The organism is Pseudomonas fluorescens group sp. PF-1 (genome assembly GCF_054481335.1).
The window spans coordinates 1,794,689-1,812,204 of sequence record NZ_JBTMNG010000002.1 but is presented as its reverse complement, the minus strand read 5'-3'; the positions used below and the strand labels follow the sequence as shown (position 1 = coordinate 1,812,204).

At 59.2% G+C, this 17,516-nt stretch carries 15 protein-coding genes and 2 tRNA genes; 11 read left to right on the top strand and 6 right to left on the bottom strand.

Annotation, left to right across the window (positions count from 1 at the left end; translation table 11 throughout):
- Positions 1-44: 44 nt before the first annotated feature.
- Positions 45-1,106: a DNA polymerase IV gene (dinB, locus tag ACX3YD_RS23070; RefSeq protein WP_090467474.1), complete on the bottom strand. Its 1,062-nt coding sequence runs from the start codon at positions 1,104-1,106 to the stop codon at positions 45-47.
- 301 nt (positions 1,107-1,407) lie between these two features.
- Between dinB and ACX3YD_RS23065 the strand changes: the two genes are divergently transcribed.
- From ACX3YD_RS23065 to ACX3YD_RS23050, 4 genes are all read left to right on the top strand, one after another.
- Positions 1,408-1,484 (top strand) — tRNA-Met (locus ACX3YD_RS23065).
- Positions 1,485-1,713: 229 nt separating this feature from the next.
- Positions 1,714-1,790 (top strand) — tRNA-Met (locus tag ACX3YD_RS23060).
- A gap of 278 nt (positions 1,791-2,068) precedes the next feature.
- Entirely contained in the window at positions 2,069-4,711 is a 2,643-nt protein-coding gene (mprF, locus tag ACX3YD_RS23055; RefSeq protein WP_458961128.1) for a bifunctional lysylphosphatidylglycerol flippase/synthetase MprF, read from the top strand.
- The gene (locus tag ACX3YD_RS23050) at positions 4,711-6,009 is read left to right on the top strand and encodes a virulence factor family protein (RefSeq protein ID WP_103403576.1); all 1,299 of its coding nucleotides are present in this window, start codon (positions 4,711-4,713) and stop codon (positions 6,007-6,009) included. Before mprF ends, ACX3YD_RS23050 begins: the two co-directional genes overlap by 1 nt.
- Before the next feature lie 176 nt (positions 6,010-6,185).
- Here the strand turns inward: ACX3YD_RS23050 and ACX3YD_RS23045 are convergent, their stop codons facing one another.
- On the bottom strand, positions 6,186-8,087 hold the full coding sequence (locus tag ACX3YD_RS23045) for a potassium transporter Kup (protein ID WP_458961127.1): 1,902 nt from the start codon (positions 8,085-8,087) through the stop codon (positions 6,186-6,188).
- Positions 8,088-8,378: 291 nt separating this feature from the next.
- On the opposite strand from ACX3YD_RS23045, the gene rimO reads away from it, so the two are divergent.
- The 6 genes from rimO to tsaA all read left to right on the top strand — a co-directional run bounded on the left by rimO (position 8,379) and on the right by tsaA (position 13,496).
- Entirely contained in the window at positions 8,379-9,716 is a 1,338-nt protein-coding gene (gene rimO / locus ACX3YD_RS23040) for a 30S ribosomal protein S12 methylthiotransferase RimO (protein WP_247254860.1), read from the top strand.
- 124 nt (positions 9,717-9,840) lie between these two features.
- Complete coding sequence (locus tag ACX3YD_RS23035) at positions 9,841-10,314, top strand: GNAT family N-acetyltransferase (RefSeq protein WP_458961126.1); 474 nt, start codon at positions 9,841-9,843, stop codon at positions 10,312-10,314.
- A gap of 115 nt (positions 10,315-10,429) precedes the next feature.
- Positions 10,430-11,140: an rRNA pseudouridine synthase gene (locus ACX3YD_RS23030; protein ID WP_090467468.1), complete on the top strand. Its 711-nt coding sequence runs from the start codon at positions 10,430-10,432 to the stop codon at positions 11,138-11,140.
- Between the two features lie 75 nt (positions 11,141-11,215).
- Complete coding sequence (locus ACX3YD_RS23025) at positions 11,216-11,683, top strand: YehS family protein (protein ID WP_047526374.1); 468 nt, start codon at positions 11,216-11,218, stop codon at positions 11,681-11,683.
- A 157-nt stretch (positions 11,684-11,840) separates the two neighbouring features.
- Positions 11,841-12,611 carry an SDR family oxidoreductase gene (locus ACX3YD_RS23020; RefSeq protein WP_103403580.1) on the top strand — a complete coding sequence of 257 codons (771 nt, stop codon included), beginning with the start codon at positions 11,841-11,843 and terminating at the stop codon, positions 12,609-12,611.
- Positions 12,612-12,797: 186 nt separating this feature from the next.
- Entirely contained in the window at positions 12,798-13,496 is a 699-nt protein-coding gene (tsaA, locus tag ACX3YD_RS23015) for a tRNA (N6-threonylcarbamoyladenosine(37)-N6)-methyltransferase TrmO (protein WP_458961125.1), read from the top strand.
- 101 nt (positions 13,497-13,597) lie between these two features.
- Here tsaA and fpr read toward each other — a convergent pair whose 3' ends face one another.
- Positions 13,598-14,377: a ferredoxin-NADP reductase gene (gene fpr, locus ACX3YD_RS23010; protein WP_458961124.1), complete on the bottom strand. Its 780-nt coding sequence runs from the start codon at positions 14,375-14,377 to the stop codon at positions 13,598-13,600.
- 139 nt (positions 14,378-14,516) lie between these two features.
- Here fpr and ACX3YD_RS23005 point away from each other — a divergent pair, with 139 nt between their 5' ends.
- The gene (locus tag ACX3YD_RS23005; protein WP_033047456.1) at positions 14,517-15,443 is read left to right on the top strand and encodes a LysR family transcriptional regulator; all 927 of its coding nucleotides are present in this window, start codon (positions 14,517-14,519) and stop codon (positions 15,441-15,443) included.
- On the opposite strand, the gene ACX3YD_RS23000 is transcribed toward ACX3YD_RS23005, so the two are convergent.
- The 3 genes from ACX3YD_RS23000 to ACX3YD_RS22990 all read right to left on the bottom strand — a co-directional run bounded on the left by ACX3YD_RS23000 (position 15,440) and on the right by ACX3YD_RS22990 (position 17,480).
- On the bottom strand, positions 15,440-15,802 hold the full coding sequence (locus ACX3YD_RS23000) for a diacylglycerol kinase (protein ID WP_008153979.1): 363 nt from the start codon (positions 15,800-15,802) through the stop codon (positions 15,440-15,442). The two genes, ACX3YD_RS23005 and ACX3YD_RS23000, sit on opposite strands and share 4 nt — an antisense overlap.
- 76 nt (positions 15,803-15,878) lie before the next feature.
- The gene (gene erdR / locus ACX3YD_RS22995; RefSeq protein ID WP_103403582.1) at positions 15,879-16,529 is read right to left on the bottom strand and encodes a response regulator transcription factor ErdR; all 651 of its coding nucleotides are present in this window, start codon (positions 16,527-16,529) and stop codon (positions 15,879-15,881) included.
- A 207-nt stretch (positions 16,530-16,736) separates the two neighbouring features.
- Positions 16,737-17,480 carry a tRNA-uridine aminocarboxypropyltransferase gene (locus tag ACX3YD_RS22990; RefSeq protein ID WP_047526364.1) on the bottom strand — a complete coding sequence of 248 codons (744 nt, stop codon included), beginning with the start codon at positions 17,478-17,480 and terminating at the stop codon, positions 16,737-16,739.
- Positions 17,481-17,516 lie beyond the last annotated feature (36 nt).

Genomic DNA, 17,516 nt, shown 5'->3' with positions numbered 1-17,516 from the left:
GCAAATCGAATCGCCCGCGAAGGGGCCTGGCAGGCACCCTGGAACTACCGCTCAAACAACTCCATCTGCTCGAACCCGCCGCGCAAATCCTCCAGCCTCACTCCCACACCCAACAATCGCACCGGCTTACCGCCGCGATTGAACGCCTGGGTCAGCATCAACTGATAACTGCCCAAATCCCGCCCTGCCCCGGCCTGCTCCAGTGTGGTTTGGGTAAAGTCATGAAACTTCACTTTGACGAACGGCTTGCCTGGTCGATAGCTGCTGTCGATTCGCTCCATGCGGGTTTTCAGGGTTTCCAGCAGTTCTGGCAACTTATCCAGGCAACTCCGCAAATCGGGCAGATCGACATCGTAGGTATTTTCGACACTGATCGACTGTCGGCGACTGTCGTTATGCACCAGGCGTTCGTCAATCCCACGGGCCAGACTCCAGAGTCGCTCACCAAAACTGCCGAATTCGCGCACCAGCGCCAACTTTTCCCACTCGCGCAATTGCAGACAATCGGCAATTCCGAGTTTGGCCAACTTATCCGCAGTGACCTTGCCGACCCCGTGCAACTTGTTCACCGGCAAGCCGCTGACAAAGTCTTCGACCTGATCCGGCGTGATCACAAACAAACCGTTGGGCTTTTTCCAGTCGCTGGCGATTTTGGCCAAAAATTTGTTCGGCGCCACGCCTGCTGAAACGGTGATATGCAACTGATTGGACACTCGTCGGCGAATATCCTGGGCAATTCGCGTGGCACTGCCGCCGAAATGCGCGCTGTCCGACACATCGAGATAGGCCTCATCCAGTGAAAGCGGCTCGATGATGTCGGTGTAATCGCGAAAAATCGTGTGAATTTCCTTGGACGCCTCTCTGTAGGCATCCATTCGCGGCCTGACGATGGTCAGGTCCGGACACAGCTTCAACGCATGCCCGGAGGACATCGCCGAGCGCACACCGTAAGCCCGCGCTTCGTAATTACAGGTCGCGATCACTCCACGCCGATCCGCCGACCCACCTACCGCCAGGGGTTTACCGGCCAGGCGCGGGTCGTCACGCATCTCGATGGCGGCGTAGAAACAGTCACAATCAACGTGGATGATTTTTCGCTGGGTCATATCAACGCGGTGTTCAGGGTGGAGAAACGGCGTCATGCCGTGTCAGACGGCCAGTATCTCACTGACACCTGTATATAGCACCAGTAGTCGGAATGTTCTTTTCCAATCGTAGGAAAGCCGCCGACAAATTTATTTTTTCAATCGAATTACTTACGCCAATAGAGCTGAAAGCCTTGCCACGCCTGCCTTCCAGCCCTGCCACATACCGTCAAAAGCAAGCTAAGCGATTGAACAGAAACAGGTTTTATCGAAATTTATGATTGACACGCTAACGTATCTCTATAGAATGCCGATCCACAGACGCGGGATGGAGCAGTCTGGTAGCTCGTCGGGCTCATAACCCGAAGGTCGTCGGTTCAAATCCGGCTCCCGCAACCAAACATCAAAAAAGGCTACTCGAAAGAGTGGCCTTTTTTGTGCCTGCCTGTTTTGTGCAGACGGCGCACCATAAGGGCACGCCTCAGCGCCACGGCAAACCAGAAATCGTTCTGATTCCGAAACTTAAGCCTCACCTGCGACCGTTCGCCGCGTTTTTGCGTTTATTTGACCTGGTTCAGGATTAACGGTTGACACCCCGGCGTATCTCTATAGAATGCCGCCACACAGACGCGGGATGGAGCAGTCTGGTAGCTCGTCGGGCTCATAACCCGAAGGTCGTCGGTTCAAATCCGGCTCCCGCAACCAAACATCAAAAAAGGCTACTCGAAAGAGTGGCCTTTTTTGTATCTGTTGAAAAAACCCTTTCGCAACAATGATCTGTCACTGTGTAGTGAGCCGTCCGGGGCCACCGATGCGCTGAGTTCCGACTATGCTCAATCGCAGACTTGGCCCTCTACGACTGATGACGTGCCGTCGCCGAGAGCCGGTGATAGGCGTTAATATTTGTGATTATTTTTTTCTACAGGGATTGGTAACTTGGCTGGATACCCCCATCCTGTCGCGCACAATCCAAGAGGTGATTGATGCGCGCCAACTCGTCTGATTCACAAGACACCGTCACAGCGACACAACCGATCAAGGCGGAGCGCCTGCGCCTGCTCGATCTGGTCAGCAAATACCGTCAACCCATCGGCTTGGCGGTGACCCTGCTGCTGTTCGCGATCGCGCTGATTGCCTGCCGTCATTTGTTGAGCGAGCTCGATCTGGACGCTCTGCACGACTCGATCCTCGACGTTCCCAAACCCGCATTGCTGGGTGCTCTGGGCGCTACCGTGGTGGGTTTCATCATTTTGCTGGGTTACGAATGGTCGGCCAGTCGCTACGCCGGCGCGAACCTGACGCCGCGAACCTTGGCACTGGGAGGCTTCACCGCATTCGCCATTGGTAATGCCATCGGCCTTTCGATGCTGTCAGGCGGTTCGGTTCGCTACCGCTTATATGCGCGTCACGGTCTGGGGGCCGCCGAGGTCGCCCACATGACCTTGTTCGCCAGCCTCTCGCTTGGGTGCGCCCTGCCACCGCTCGCCGCGCTGGCGACGCTCAGCGACCTGCCAGCGGCCTCCGCTGCACTGGGTCTATCCGAACTCTTGCTGGGTGCCGTCGCCACTGCCGTATTACTACTGTTTTCGGTACTGGCCATCGGCATCTACCGTCGTCGCTTGCCGGAACAACCTTACGCGGACAACCTGATGGTTAAGGTCGGGCGTCGCACCTTGCGCCTGCCGGGGCGTCGCCTGACCTTCCTGCAATTGATCATCACAGCCCTGGACGTTGCCGCCGCCGCCACCGTGCTTTACTTGCTGCTGCCGGAAGCACCGCCCTTCGGCGCCTTTCTGCTGGTCTACCTGCTGGCCCTGGCCGCTGGCGTACTCAGCCACGTACCGGGTGGTGTCGGTGTATTCGAGGCGATTTTGCTGGCCGCGTTTTCCGACAAACTCGGTGCCGCGCCACTGGCCGCCGCCCTGCTGCTGTATCGCCTGATCTACGTCGTACTGCCGATGCTGGTGGCCTGCCTGTTGTTGCTGATCAACGAAGGTCAGCGCGTATTCCAGACGCGCCAGTCCCTGCGGGCGGCATCGGGCCTGGCTGCGCCGATTCTGGCGGTGCTGGTGTTCCTGTCCGGCGTGGTGCTGTTGTTTTCAGGCGCCACGCCGGAAATCGACACCCGACTGGAACACATCGGTTTTCTGATTCCCCATCGGCTGGTCGATGCCTCGCACTTTGGCGCCAGCCTGATCGGCGTGCTGTGCCTGTTGCTGGCCCAAGGCCTGCGTCGTCGACTGTCGGCCGCGTGGATGCTGACCACCATTCTGTTGCTGGTGGGCGCCCTGCTTTCGCTGCTCAAGGGCTTCGACTGGGAAGAAGCCTGCCTGATGACCCTGACCGCAGCTTTGCTGGGGGTTTTCCGGCGTTCGTTCTATCGCCCCAGCCGCCTGACGGAAGTGCCGTTCTCACCACTCTATCTGGTGGCCAGCCTGTGTGTGCTGGGCGCCTCGATGTGGCTGCTGCTGTTTGCCTATCAGGACGTTCCGTACAGCCATCAGCTCTGGTGGCAGTTCACCCTCGACGCCGACGCACCCCGCGGCTTGCGTTCGTTGCTCGGTGCCGCCGTACTGCTGGTTGTGGTGTCCCTGACCTGGCTGCTGCGCACTGCGCGCCCGGTCATCCACCTGCCGACCCCCGATGAACTGGAGCGCGCCAGCAGGATTCTGATGGCCTCGGCGCAACCCGATGGCGGCCTGGCCCTGACCGGCGACAAGGCACTGCTGTTTCACCCCAACGACGAGGCGTTCCTGATGTACGCCCGCCGTGGCCGCAGCCTGGTGGCGCTGTATGACCCGATTGGTCCGGGCCAGCAACGGGCGGAGATGATCTGGCAGTTCCGTGACCTGTGCGACATCCACCACGCCCGCCCCGTGTTCTATCAAGTGCGCGCGGAAAACCTGCCGTACTACATGGACATCGGCCTGACGGCGATCAAACTCGGCGAGGAAGCCCGGGTGGATCTGCATCGCTTCGATCTCGAAGCCAAGGGCAAAGAGATGAAGGACCTGCGCTACACTTGGAACCGTGGCACACGCGACGGTCTGTCGCTGGAGATCTTCGAGCCGGGCCAGGCGCCGATGGATGAGCTGAAGGTGATATCCGATGCCTGGCTGACCGGCAAGAACGTACGCGAGAAAGGCTTCTCCCTTGGCCGCTTCAGCGATGACTACCTCAAGCATTTCCGCATTGCGGTGATTCGTTTCGAAGGACGTCCGGTGGCATTCGCCAACCTGCTCGAGACCTATAGCCATGACCTGACCAGCCTCGACCTGATGCGCGCGCACCCGGACGCACCCAAACTGACCATGGAATTCATGATGGTCGGCCTGATTCAGCATTATAAAAATCACGGATATGCACGCTTCAGCCTGGGCATGGTGCCATTGTCGGGGTTACAACCCCGTCGCGGCGCCCCCTTGACCCAGCGCCTGGGCTCGATGGTTTTCCGCCGTGGTGAGCAGCTCTACAACTTCCAAGGCTTGCGCCGCTTCAAAGACAAGTTCCAGCCAGACTGGGAACCCCGTTATATGGCCGTGCCCGCCGGACTCGATCCGCTGGTTGCCCTGGCCGATACTGCTGCCCTGATCGCGGGCGGCTTGACTGGATTGGTGAAACGCTGATGATTCAACGCTCCTTGCGGTACGTCCTGGGCACACTGGTGGTGCTGGCCCTGATTCTCGGTGGTGGCTACTGGTACCTGAAACGCCCGGCACCGGAACCGACCCTCGAACTGTTGACCCCGGCCGACGGCGCGGCGATGACCCGCGTCATCCCCGGGACCACGCCACACGCCCAGGTGCTGGTGGCGGTCACCGAGGAACAGAAACTCAGCGACAAACAATTGATGACCCTGAGCCGCAGCGGCTCAGCGCAGATTGTTCAAGTGATCCTGCCCAAGGACTGCCTGCTGCAAAGCCGTGCCCTGCAGTCGGGCCTGAGAGAACTCAAAGGCCCGGCAACCCTGGTCAGCGGCATAGGCCCCGGCGCAGTACTCGCCTGGCGCTGGTTGTCCGAACAGAAAAACGACAAGGCCCAGGCTGTCTCGGTCGACCTGGCCCTGGAAAAGGGTGGCTGCACGCACCTGTTGCCAAAAAGCGCCTCCCACGGCCACTGGCTGGTGGCGTGGAACGACAACCCGGATGACACCAGTGCCGGCTTCGTGCGCGACCAGCCCAACGCCGAAACCAGCATCAGCGACTACGACATCAACTTGCCGCAAGTGCTGAACAACGAACTGCGCAAGATTCTGGTCGGTGGCGACAAGGCCTCGGGCGGCCTGCAGATTCCTGTGGTTGAAGTGCCGGCCGGCCAGGCCAAGGACACCGTGACCCTGTTCCTGTCCGGAGATGGTGGCTGGCGTGACCTCGACCGCGACGTGGCGGGCGAAATGGCGAAGATCGGCTACCCCGTGGTCGGCATCGATACCCTGCGCTACTACTGGCAGCACAAAAGCCCTGAGCAAAGCGCCCTGGACCTTGCCGAGCTGATGCAGCACTACCGGCAGAAATGGGGCACCAAGCGTTTCATCCTCACCGGCTACTCGTTTGGTGCCGATGTGTTGCCAGCGATCTACAACCGCCTGGCGGAGTCCGAGCAGCAGCGCGTCGACGCGATCATCCTGCTGGCCTTCGCCCGCACCGGCAGCTTCGAGATCGAGGTCGAAGGCTGGCTTGGCAACGCCGGCAAGGAAGCCGCCACCGGCCCGGAAATGGCCAAGCTGCCTGCCGCCAAAGTGGTGTGCATCTACGGTGAAGAAGAAGTCGACGAAAGCGGCTGCACCGACAAGACTGCCGTGGGCGAAGCCATTAAACTGCCTGGCGGTCACCACTTCGACGAGAACTACCCGGCCCTGGCCAAGCGCCTGGTGGACATCATCATAAAACGCCAGGCCAAGGAAGAGACGACGGCGCAGGAGTGATGTAAACCGAGCAAGCAAAAAAGCCCCTACCGCTACATAAGCGTGGGGGCTTTTTCATTTCAGCAGGTACTACTTATCCTGCTCGCTCCCACAGGGTATCCGCGCAAGGTTCATTCAATTGCCAGACAACAAAAAGCCCCCGATACCGAAAGGCACCGGGGGCTTTTGATTCAGGTTTACATCTCGACCTGAGTACCCAGCTCGATCACTCGGTTCAGCGGCAGATTGAAGAAGCGCAGGTTGCCGTTGGCGTTTTTCAACATAAAGGCAAACAGCGCCTCACGCCAGCGGGCCATGCCTTCGATTTTAGAGGCGATGACCGTCTCACGACTGAGGAAGTAGGTCGTGCGCATCGGACTGAAGTCCAGCTCATCCAGATGGCACAGCTTCAACGCTTGCGGTACGTCCGGCTCGTCAGTGAAACCGAAGTGCAGGATCACGCGGAAGAAACCCTCACCATAGGCGTCGACCTCGAACCGTCGAGATGACGGCACACGCGGGATATCCTCATACACCACCGTCAGCAGCACCACTTGCTCGTGCAGCACCTGGTTATGCAACAGATTGTGCAACAACGCGTGAGGCACGGCGTCCGGCCGAGCCGTGAGGAATACAGCGGTGCCCTGAACACGATGCGGTGGTTGTACGGCGATGCTGCTGATGAAAATCGGCAGCGGCAGGCCGCCCTCGTCCAGACGATCCACCAGCAACTCTTTGCCGCGCTTCCAGGTGGTCATCAGGATAAACAACACGATCCCCGCCAGAACCGGGAAGGCACCACCCTGAATGATTTTTGGCACGTTGGCGGCAAAAAACAGCCCGTCCACCAGCAGAAAGCCCACCAGGATTGGCACCGCCAGCACGGGTGGCCATTTCCACAACAACAGCATCACAGCGGAGACCAGAATACTGGTGATCAGCATGGTTCCGGTTACCGCCACACCATAGGCCGAGGCCAACGCGCCGGAGGATTCAAAGCCTAGCACCAGCAGGATCACGCCAACCATCAGCGCCCAGTTCACCGCACCAATGTAGATCTGCCCCTGCTCGGCACTGGATGTGTGCTGAATGTGCATGCGCGGGATATACCCCAGTTGAATCGCCTGACGAGTCAACGAGAACGCGCCAGAGATCACTGCTTGCGAAGCAATCACCGTGGCCAGGGTCGCCAGCACCACCAGCGGGATCAACGCCCAGCTCGGCGCCAACAGGTAGAACGGGTTGCGCGCCGCGTCCGGGTTTTCCAGCAGCAAGGCGCCCTGGCCAAAGTAGTTGAGCACCAGCGCCGGCAGCACCAGGGCGAACCAGGCACGGGCGATCGGCTTGCGGCCGAAGTGGCCCATATCAGCGTATAACGCTTCGGCCCCGGTCAAGGCCAGCACCACAGCGCCCAGGATGGCAACACCCATGCCCGGATGCACCATGAAGAACCGCACACCCCACATCGGGTTCAGCGCGCTAAGGACTTCCGGGTGCTGCACAATACCGTTGGCGCCAAGCACACCCAGCACCACGAACCACAGCACCATGACTGGGCCGAACAGCTTGCCGATTCGGTCTGTACCGTGCTTCTGGATCAGAAACAACGCCACCAGCACGAGCAGTGCCAAGGGCACCACCCAGCGTTCCAGCCCCTCGAACGCCAGCTCCAGCCCCTCCACCGCCGACAGCACGGAAATCGCCGGGGTGATCATACTGTCGCCATAAAACAGCGCCGCGCCGATCAGTCCCAGAATCACCAGCACTGATCGCAGCTTCGGATAGGGCGATGAGGCGCGACGAGCAAGTGCCGTCAGCGCCATGATCCCGCCTTCGCCCTGGTTGTCTGCCCGCAGAATGAACAGCACGTACTTGATCGAAACAACCCAGACCAGCGACCAAAAAATCAGCGCCAGAATCCCAAATACGCCGTCATGATTGACCGGAACGCCATAGTGGCCTGTAAACACCTCTTTGAGGGTGTACAGCGGGCTCGTGCCGATATCGCCATATACCACCCCAACCGCCGCGACCAGCATGCCGATCGGCTTTGCCGCCGAATGCCCGGCGCCCGCAGCCTGACTACTTGCCTGACCCATCCACCACTCCTACTACCCAGACCCGGGCTTCTTTTGAAGAAGCACTATGCTTTGTCGTGCAGCATGCGCTGTTTTACTTCGCGTTACAGACGTTTTGATGACTGTAAAAATTCGGTAAAGCCTAACGGCGCGAAGCATAGCGCAGCACTCGTCGTATTTCCCTGCATAAAGCTGGTCAAGTGCGCTTGCCATCGCTAGAATTGCGCACTTTTTGATCAGAGGCGCGATAAAGCGTCCATCTGTCGCCTTGCCGATCACGGCTGGAGGCGTCACAAAATACCGAGGTTAGACATGTCCACCACTCCTGCGCCGGCCAATCCCAAGGTTGGCTTCGTATCCCTGGGTTGCCCGAAAGCACTGGTCGACTCCGAGCGCATCCTTACCCAGCTGCGCATGGAAGGCTATGACGTCGTGTCCACTTATCAGGATGCGGACGTAGTGGTCGTCAATACCTGCGGCTTCATCGATTCGGCCAAGGCGGAATCCCTGGAAGTGATCGGCGAAGCCATCAAGGAAAACGGCAAGGTCATCGTGACCGGTTGCATGGGCGTCGAAGAAGGCAATATCCGCAACGTGCACCCGAGTGTACTGGCCGTCACCGGCCCTCAGCAGTACGAACAAGTGGTCAACGCGGTGCACGAAGTCGTGCCCCCGCGCCAGGATCACAACCCGCTGATCGACCTGGTGCCGCCTCAAGGGATCAAACTGACCCCGCGCCACTACGCCTACCTGAAGATTTCCGAAGGCTGCAACCACAGCTGCAGCTTCTGCATCATCCCGTCGATGCGCGGCAAACTGGTCAGCCGTCCAGTGGGTGATGTGCTCGACGAAGCCCAGCGCCTGGTCAAATCCGGCGTCAAGGAGCTGCTGGTCATCTCCCAGGACACCAGCGCCTACGGCGTCGATGTGAAATATCGCACCGGCTTCTGGAACGGCGCGCCGGTGAAAACCCGTATGACCGAACTCTGCGAAGCCCTCAGCACCCTGGGCGTCTGGGTTCGCCTGCACTACGTTTACCCGTACCCGCACGTTGACGAGTTGATCCCGCTGATGGCGGCCGGCAAGATCCTGCCGTACCTGGACATCCCGTTCCAGCACGCCAGCCCGAAAGTCCTCAAGGCAATGAAACGCCCGGCGTTCGAAGACAAAACCCTGGCGCGTATCAAGAACTGGCGCGAGATCTGCCCGGACCTGATCATCCGTTCGACCTTCATCGTCGGCTTCCCCGGCGAAACCGAAGAAGACTTCCAATACCTGCTGAACTGGCTGACCGAAGCGCAACTCGACCGCGTCGGCTGCTTCCAGTACTCGCCGGTCGAAGGCGCTCCAGCCAACGATCTGGATCTGGAAGTCGTCCCGGACGAGGTCAAACAGGATCGCTGGGAGCGCTTCATGGCGCACCAGCAGGCGATCAGCTCGGCGCGCCTGCAACTGCGCATCGGCCGTGAAATCGAAGTGCTGGTCGATGAGGTCGACGAGCAAGGCGCAGTCGGCCGTTGCTTCTTCGATGCCCCGGAAATTGATGGCAACGTGTTCATCGACAACGGCAGCAACCTGAAGCCGGGCGACAAGGTCTGGTGCAAAGTGACCGACGCCGACGAATATGACCTGTGGGCTGAACAGATCTAAGCACCAAAAATACGAAAAGCCCCGCTCTCTTGACGAGATGCGGGGCTTTTTTACGGCTATCGTTTTATGAAGAACGGATTTCTCTTCCCTCACAACCGGTTGAAAAAAGAAGGAGCAGTCGGGCATGCGCCAACATTCGGTCATCCATACGCCGAAACTGAGCGACTACGAAGAACTGACACGGGTTTGGGAGGCTTCGGTACGGGCCACCCATGACTTTCTGCCAGACAGCTACATCGAATTGCTGAAAAACCTGGTGCTGACCCGCTACCTCGATGCGGTCATGCTGATCTGCACCAAAGACCCACGCCAGCGCATTACCGGATTCGCCGGGGTCGCGGCAGGCAAGATCGAAATGCTTTTCATCGACCCCGCACACCGCGGCCAGGGCTTGGGCAAGCAGTTGCTGCGCTACGCCATGGAGCACCTGAATGCCGATGAACTGGACGTCAACGAACAGAACCCGCAAGCCCTCGGTTTTTACTTTAAACAGGGCTTCGAAGTCATTGGACGTTCTGAAGTCGACGGCATGGGGCAGCCGTATCCGCTGTTGCATATGCGGATGCGCCAAAACCAGCAGCGCTCACGACTTGGCTGACACCACACGGAACGACAAGCCAGCACCTACAAAAAGCCCCTGCGGCAAAATGGTTCCGGGATTAACCGGCGCCAGGCAGGTACAATGCCCACCCCTTTTTTGTTACGGCCTTGTCATGACTGACCCGATTCGACTCTCCAAACGCCTCATCGAACTCGTCGGCTGCTCCCGTCGGGAGGCTGAGCTGTTCATCGAGGGCGGCTGGGTCACCGTCGACGGCGAAGTCATCGATGAACCGCAATTCAAGGTTGGCGACCAGAAAGTCGAACTCGACAAGGATGCCAAGGCTAGCGCGCCGGAGCCGGTGACCCTTCTGCTCAACGTGCCTGCCGGCATGGATGCGCAAACCGCCATGGCGACCATTAGCGCCGAAACCCTGAGCGAGGAGCACCGCTACGGCAAACGCCCGCTCAAGGGTCACTTCCTGCGCCTGACCGCCAGCACCGACCTGCAAGCCAATGCCAGCGGCTTGCTGGTGTTCACCCAGGACTGGAAGATCCTGCGCAAACTCACCGCCGACGCGAGCAAGATCGAGCAGGAATACGTGGTCGAGGTCGAGGGCGACATGGTTGAGCACGGCCTCAATCGCTTGCAGCACGGCCTGACCTACAAGGGCAAGGAGCTGCCACCGGTGAAGGCCAGTTGGCAGAACGAAAACCGCCTGCGGTTCGCCATGAAGAACCCGCAACCGGGCGTGATCGCCCTGTTCTGCCAGGCTGTCGGCCTGAAGGTCGTGGCCATCCGCCGCATCCGTATCGGCGGCGTTTCCATCGGCAAAGTGCCCCTGGGGCAATGGCGCTATCTGACCGGCAAAGAGAAGTTCTAAGACGCTCGCGCCGCCACACATTTCGGCGTTGCTGTTTTCTGCGACGCCCATAGCTGAATTATCAGGATTGCTCACATGATTCATAACGACGTATTGCGCAGCGTGCGCTACATGCTCGACATCAGCGACAAGAAAGTCATCGAGATCATCAAGCTCGGCGGCATGGACGTGGCCCTCGCCGACCTGGTGAGCTACCTCGACAAGAAAGAGGAAGACGAAGAAGGCTTCGTACGCTGCCCGGACGAAGTCATGGCGCATTTCCTCGACGGCCTGGTGATCTTCAAGCGCGGCAAGGACGAAAGCCGACCACCGCAGCCAATCGAAGTGCCAGTGACCAACAACATCATCCTGAAAAAGCTGCGCGTGGCCTTCGAACTGAAAGAAGACGACATGCACGCGATTCTCAAGGCTGCCGAGTTCCCGGTGTCCAAACCTGAGTTGAGCGCCCTGTTCCGCAAGTTCGGCCACACCAACTATCGCCCGTGCGGCGACCAGTTGCTGCGCAATTTCCTTAAGGGGCTCACTCTTCGAGTGAGAGCCTGAAGCAGCTGCAAGCTACAAGCCGCAAGCGGACAGGGCCCGGCTTGTAGCGTGTAGCGTGTAGCCGGGCCGTATACCCCCCATTCCGCACAAAAATAGTGGCTCCGCTTCCAGCGGCTGACGACTAGGGTGTTAAGACCTTCAGTTCTCAGGAATCGCCATGCACCCCTACTTTTCCCTGCAAGGCCGCACCGCACTGGTGACCGGCGGCACTCGCGGTATCGGCAAAATGATCGCCAAGGCCTATGTCGAGGCGGGCGCTACCGTTTACGTCTGCGCCCGAGATGCCGAAGCCTGCCTGCAAACGGCTGATGAGCTCGGCGCACTTGGCCGCTGTCACGCCGTCGCCGCCAACCTGGCCACGGAAGAAGGCGTGCAGCAACTGGCCGCACGCTTGAGGGAGCAGATCGGCCACCTCGATATCCTGGTGAACAACGCAGGTACGACCTGGGGGGCGCCACTGGAAAGTTACCCGGTCAAGGGCTGGGAAAAGGTCATGCAGCTCAATGTGACGTCGGTGTTCAATTGCATCCAGCAATTTCTGCCACTGTTGCGCAAGGCCGGCTCACCGGCGAATCCGGCCCGGATCATCAACATCGGTTCGGTTGCAGGAATTTCGTCCTTCGGTGAACAAGCCTATGCCTACGGACCGAGCAAGGCGGCCCTGCATCAACTGTCACGCATTCTGGCGCGGGAGCTGGTGAGCCAGCACATCAACGTCAACGTGATCGCACCGGGACGTTTTCCGAGCAAGATGACCCGACACATCGGCAACGATGAGCAGGCATTGGCCGAAGATACCGCGTTGATTCCAATGAAGCGCTGGGGCCGGGAGGAAGAGATGGCGGCGCTGGCGATCAGTCTGGCGAGTACGGCGGGGGCTTACATGACCGGCAATATCATTCCGCTGGATGGGGGGTTCAGTCTCTGAAATTTGCGGTGTGACCATCGCGGGCAAACCACGCTCCCACAGGGTTCTCGAGCGAACACACAATACGCGCCCACTCCAAAAACAGGGAGAGCGTGGCTTGCCCGCGATAGCAGACTCACAGTCTGCACCGATGCACGGGTTGATCGGGTTATCATTCCCGCCCCCATTCCGCTTCGATCCCACACCATGACCTACAGCGTTTCTCCCATCGGCTTCGTGCGTTCCTGCTTCAAGGAGAAGTTCGCCATCCCGCGCCAGCCGCAACTGGCCCCGGCCGCACGCGGCGTGCTGGAACTGGTGGCGCCATTCGATCAGGGCGATGCGGTGCAGGGTTTGGAGCAGGTCAGCCACGTCTGGCTGCTGTTCCTGTTTCATCAAGCCCTGGAAGATAAACCACGGCTGAAGGTCCGCCCGCCACGCCTCGGCGGCAACAAATCCATGGGCGTGTTCGCCACCCGCGCGACCCACCGACCCAACGGCATTGGCCAGTCCGTGGTCAAACTGGACAAGGTCGAAGCCAATCGCTTGTGGATATCCGGCATAGACCTGCTGGATGGCACGCCGATTCTCGACATCAAGCCCTACGTGCCTTATGCCGACGTTATCGAGAGCGCCACCAACACCATCGCCAGCGCCGCGCCACAGCTGATTCCTGTGCAATGGACGGACTCCGCCCTGCAACAGGCCCACGGGCACGCTCAGCGCCTTCAGGAGCCCCTGGTCGAGCTGATCGAACAGTGCCTGGCGCAAGACCCTCGCCCGGCCTATCAGACGCCGGTACCGGAACGGGAGTACGGCGCGCAGTTCTGGGACCTGGACGTGCGTTGGCATTACCCGACACCGGAGCTGATCCGCGTGCTGGAAGTCGTTCCTGCAAAGGGCTGAATGCCGGAAACGAAAAAGCCCGCATGACCTTACCAGGTCATGCGGGCTTTTCAGATACGCTGCAAAACTACTGTAGGCGCGAGCCTACAGGTGACCTACGGTCACTTCTCGACGAACGCACGCTCGATCAGGTAGTCACCCGGTTCGCGCATCCGCGGCGACACTTTCAGGCCGAAGCTGTTCAGCACTTCACTGGTCTCGTCGAGCATGCTCGGGCTGCCGCACAGCATGGCGCGGTCGTCCTGCGGGTTGATTGGCGGCAGACCGATGTCGCGGAACAGCTTGCCACTGCGCATCAGGTCGGTCAGGCGGCCTTCGTTCTCGAACGGCTCGCGGGTCACGGTCGGGTAGTAGATCAACCTCTCACGCAGCGCTTCACCGAAGAACTCGTTCTGCGGCAAGTGCTCGGTGATGAATTCGCGGTAGGCGACTTCGTTGACGTAACGTACGCCGTGGCACAGGATCACTTTTTCGAAACGCTCGTAGGTTTCCGGATCCTGGATGACGCTCATGAACGGCGCCAGACCGGTACCGGTGCTGAGCAGGTACAGGTGTTTGCCAGGCTTCAAGTCATCCAGTACCAGCGTGCCGGTAGGCTTCTTGCTGATGATGATCTCGTCGCCTTCCTTCAGATGCTGCAACTGAGAAGTCAGCGGACCATCAGGTACCTTGATGCTGAAGAACTCGAGATGCTCTTCCCAGTTCGGGCTGGCAATCGAGTATGCGCGCATAAGCGGGCGGCCATTGGGCTGTTGCAGGCCGATCATCACGAACTGACCGTTCTCGAAGCGCAGGCCCGGGTCGCGGGTGCACTTGAAGCTGAACAGAGTGTCGTTCCAGTGGTGAACACTGAGGACACGCTCGTGGTTCATGTTGCTCATGTACGTGGGACTCCTGGAGATTTGTCTGCGCCCTGCCCTGCGAAAAAGAGTTGGCTTCGCGCAATTGCATCGCATTCTAAAGGCAGCGACAATATCTGTTAAATGGATTATTAAGATAAGGGTTATCGGTTATATCGATATGCGATTTACTCTCCGTCAACTTCAAGTATTTGTCGCCGTCGCCCAACAGGAAAGCGTGTCCCGCGCTGCGGGCCTGCTCAATCTCTCGCAATCGGCGGCGAGCACCTCGATCACCGAGCTTGAGCGCCAATGCAGCTGCCAGCTGTTCGACCGCGCCGGCAAACGGCTGAGCCTCAATGCCCTTGGCAAGCAGCTGCTGCCGCAAGCCGTCGCCCTGCTGGATCAGGCCAAGGAAATCGAAGACCTGCTCAACGGCAAGTCCGGCTTCGGCTCTCTGGCGGTGGGCGCGACCCTCACCATCGGCAATTACCTGGCCACTTTGCTGATCGGCAGCTTCATGCAACGCCACCCGGAAAGCCAGGTAAAGCTGCACGTACAGAACACTGCCAATATTGTGCAACAAGTGGCCCACTACGAAATTGACCTGGGTCTAATCGAAGGCGACTGCAGCCATCCGGACATCGAAGTGCAGAGCTGGGTCGAGGATGAGCTGGTGGTGTTTTGCGCACCGCAGCATCCCTTGGCCAAACGCGGCACGGCGACCATGGATGAGTTGAGTCACGAAGCCTGGATTCTGCGCGAACAAGGCTCGGGCACGCGATTAACCTTCGATCAGGCGATGCGTCATCACCGAAGTTCGCTCAACATCCGTCTTGAGCTGGAACACACCGAAGCGATAAAACGCGCAGTGGAGTCTGGCCTGGGGATTGGTTGCATCTCGCGACTGGCGCTACGGGACGCATTCCGGCGCGGCAGCCTGGTGCCGGTGGAGACACCGGATCTGGACCTGGCGAGGCAGTTTTATTTCATCTGGCACAAACAGAAATACCAGACGTCGGCGATGCGTGAGTTTCTCGATCTCTGCCGCGCCTTCACCGCCGGGGTTCAGCGCAGCGACGAGATCGTGCTGCCGACAATCGCTTAAAGCAGAATCACGGCCCACACCAGCGCGATCATGCTCAACGCCACCAATTGCGCGGCACTGCCCATGTCTTTGGCGTTTTTCGACAACGGGTGCAATTCAAGGGAAATGCGGTCGATAGCTGCTTCCACTGCCGAATTGAGCAACTCGACTATCAAGGCCAGCAGGCAGACCGCAATCAGCAATGCCTGCTCGACACGGCTGACATTCAGGAAGAACGACAGCGGAATCAGGATGACGTTAAGCAACACCAACTGGCGAAAAGCGGCTTCGCCGGTGAAAGCTGCGCGCAGGCCGTCAAGGGAATAGCCGGAGGCGTTGAGGATGCGTTTCAGGCCGGTCTGGCCTTTGAAAGGTGACATAGAGTATGCAACTGACCAAAAAAGAGGTGGGAAAGCTAGATGAGCCAAAGTCAAAAAAGCGTGAAGACGCTGTTTCTTAATGGCTCGGAATTGACTCAAGTTGTTGCAGAAGCAACGCGGCCTGGGTTCGGGTCCGGACATTCAGTTTACGGAAAATCGCGGTCACGTGGGCTTTGATGGTCGCCTCGGAAACGCTCAGTTCGTAAGCGATCTGCTTGTTCAGCAGTCCTTCACAGACCATGGTCAACACGCGAAACTGCTGCGGCGTCAGGCTCGCAAGGCCTTCACTGGCCGCTTTAGCCTCTTCGGAAACACTGACGGCTTCGAACGCTTGCGGTGGCCAGTAAACATCGCCATCGAGGACCGCCCGTACGGCTTTCTGGATCACGCCCAGGTCGCTGGACTTGGGAATGAAGCCACTGGCGCCAAATTCACGGGACTTGACCATGATCGTAGCCTCTTCCTGGGCCGAGACCATGACCACAGGAATCTGCGGATACTGACCGCGCAACAGCACCAACCCTGAAAAACCGTATGCCCCCGGCATATTCAGATCCAGCAGTACAAGATCCCAATCGGCCTTTTCGGTCAGACGGGTTTCCAGCTCCGCAATGCTCGCTACTTCGACAAGACGGACATCCGGGCCAAGACCCAGAGTCAACGCTTGGTGCAAGGCGGAACGAAAAAGCGGGTGGTCATCGGCTATCAGGATTTCGTAAGTGGCCATTTTTCAAATCATCCTGTTCTTCAAACAGCTCAAGGTGCAGCCACGGAGCTGCACCAAAGGGCACGCTAAACGCCAGTCACGTGGATCTCACGTGAAAAAATGGCGTATCAAACCTTGGCCGCGCCCCAATCGGCGCCAAGCATGCCCAGCGTAGCCGGGGTGGTCAAGGTGCATGGGCCGGACAGTTCTTTGCAGTATGGGCGACAATTAGCTCATTGAGGCGGCGTTACCCTGCACGAATGGCATCAACTCAGCGTGCGCCGCTGTTTCAACGTTCATTTCAAGCTGCCGCTTGGCATCGAGGTAATGCTGGCTGAAGACGTCGAAATAAGCGTCCAGCGCCGACGCCGCCTGCGCGTCGCCGGCAAGATCGAGGCACAAGGCTGCCACTTCCGCAGTGCACAGATGCTCACTGCGTGTAGAGCGACGCAACTGATAGCGGGAGAGTTTTTCCGGCAGCAGGCTGAGGATCGGCAATGCGTCGAAGTAGGGGCTTTTACGAAAAATCTTGCGGGCTTCGGTCCAGGTCGCGTCGAGCAATATGAACAGCGGCCGCTTGGTGCTATCAGGCGTCACACCATGGGTCACCCGCTCAGGCGCGACGTATTCGCCCGGGAACACCAGGTAAGGTTGCCATTGCGGGTCGGATAGCAATGCCAGCAGCTTTGGGTCGACCTCGGTGCGCGACCAGATAAACGCGTGATTGTCCCGCACCACATCGGCGATAAGCCAGCCGGTATTACTCGGCTTGAACACTTCCTTGTTGGTCATGATCAGGCACACACCGGAGCGGGTTTCGACCTGCGGGCGCCAGGCACACAGGCAATGGCTCTCGATTACACGACAATCGCGGCAACGGGTTGCCCGCCACCCACGGGCCTGAATCGGCTTGATGCCTTCCTCTTCACGTTGATCGCGCAGCCGGGCTACGGCGTTGGGAGCATGGCTCATCGAAGGCAACGCCGACAAAATGGGGAAATTGACACG

Bases quoted from the DNA above. Each gene is read 5' to 3' on its own strand.
- erdR (WP_103403582.1), bottom strand. From the start codon at position 16,529: ATGGCCACTTACGAAATCCTGATAGCCGATGACCACCCGCTTTTTCGT.
- ACX3YD_RS23020 (WP_103403580.1), top strand. From the start codon at position 11,841: ATGCACCCCTACTTTTCCCTGCAAGGCCGCACCGCACTGGTGACCGGC.
- ACX3YD_RS23045 (WP_458961127.1), bottom strand. From the start codon at position 8,087: ATGGGTCAGGCAAGTAGTCAGGCTGCGGGCGCCGGGCATTCGGCGGCA.
- fpr (WP_458961124.1), bottom strand. From the start codon at position 14,377: ATGAGCAACATGAACCACGAGCGTGTCCTCAGTGTTCACCACTGGAAC.
- ACX3YD_RS23050 (WP_103403576.1), top strand. From the start codon at position 4,711: ATGATTCAACGCTCCTTGCGGTACGTCCTGGGCACACTGGTGGTGCTG.
- mprF (WP_458961128.1), top strand. From the start codon at position 2,069: ATGCGCGCCAACTCGTCTGATTCACAAGACACCGTCACAGCGACACAA.
- ACX3YD_RS22990 (WP_047526364.1), bottom strand. From the start codon at position 17,480: ATGAGCCATGCTCCCAACGCCGTAGCCCGGCTGCGCGATCAACGTGAA.
- tsaA (WP_458961125.1), top strand. From the start codon at position 12,798: ATGACCTACAGCGTTTCTCCCATCGGCTTCGTGCGTTCCTGCTTCAAG.
- ACX3YD_RS23030 (WP_090467468.1), top strand. From the start codon at position 10,430: ATGACTGACCCGATTCGACTCTCCAAACGCCTCATCGAACTCGTCGGC.
- ACX3YD_RS23025 (WP_047526374.1), top strand. From the start codon at position 11,216: ATGATTCATAACGACGTATTGCGCAGCGTGCGCTACATGCTCGACATC.
- dinB (WP_090467474.1), bottom strand. From the start codon at position 1,106: ATGACCCAGCGAAAAATCATCCACGTTGATTGTGACTGTTTCTACGCC.
- ACX3YD_RS23000 (WP_008153979.1), bottom strand. From the start codon at position 15,802: ATGTCACCTTTCAAAGGCCAGACCGGCCTGAAACGCATCCTCAACGCC.
- ACX3YD_RS23005 (WP_033047456.1), top strand. From the start codon at position 14,517: ATGCGATTTACTCTCCGTCAACTTCAAGTATTTGTCGCCGTCGCCCAA.
- rimO (WP_247254860.1), top strand. From the start codon at position 8,379: ATGTCCACCACTCCTGCGCCGGCCAATCCCAAGGTTGGCTTCGTATCC.
- ACX3YD_RS23035 (WP_458961126.1), top strand. From the start codon at position 9,841: ATGCGCCAACATTCGGTCATCCATACGCCGAAACTGAGCGACTACGAA.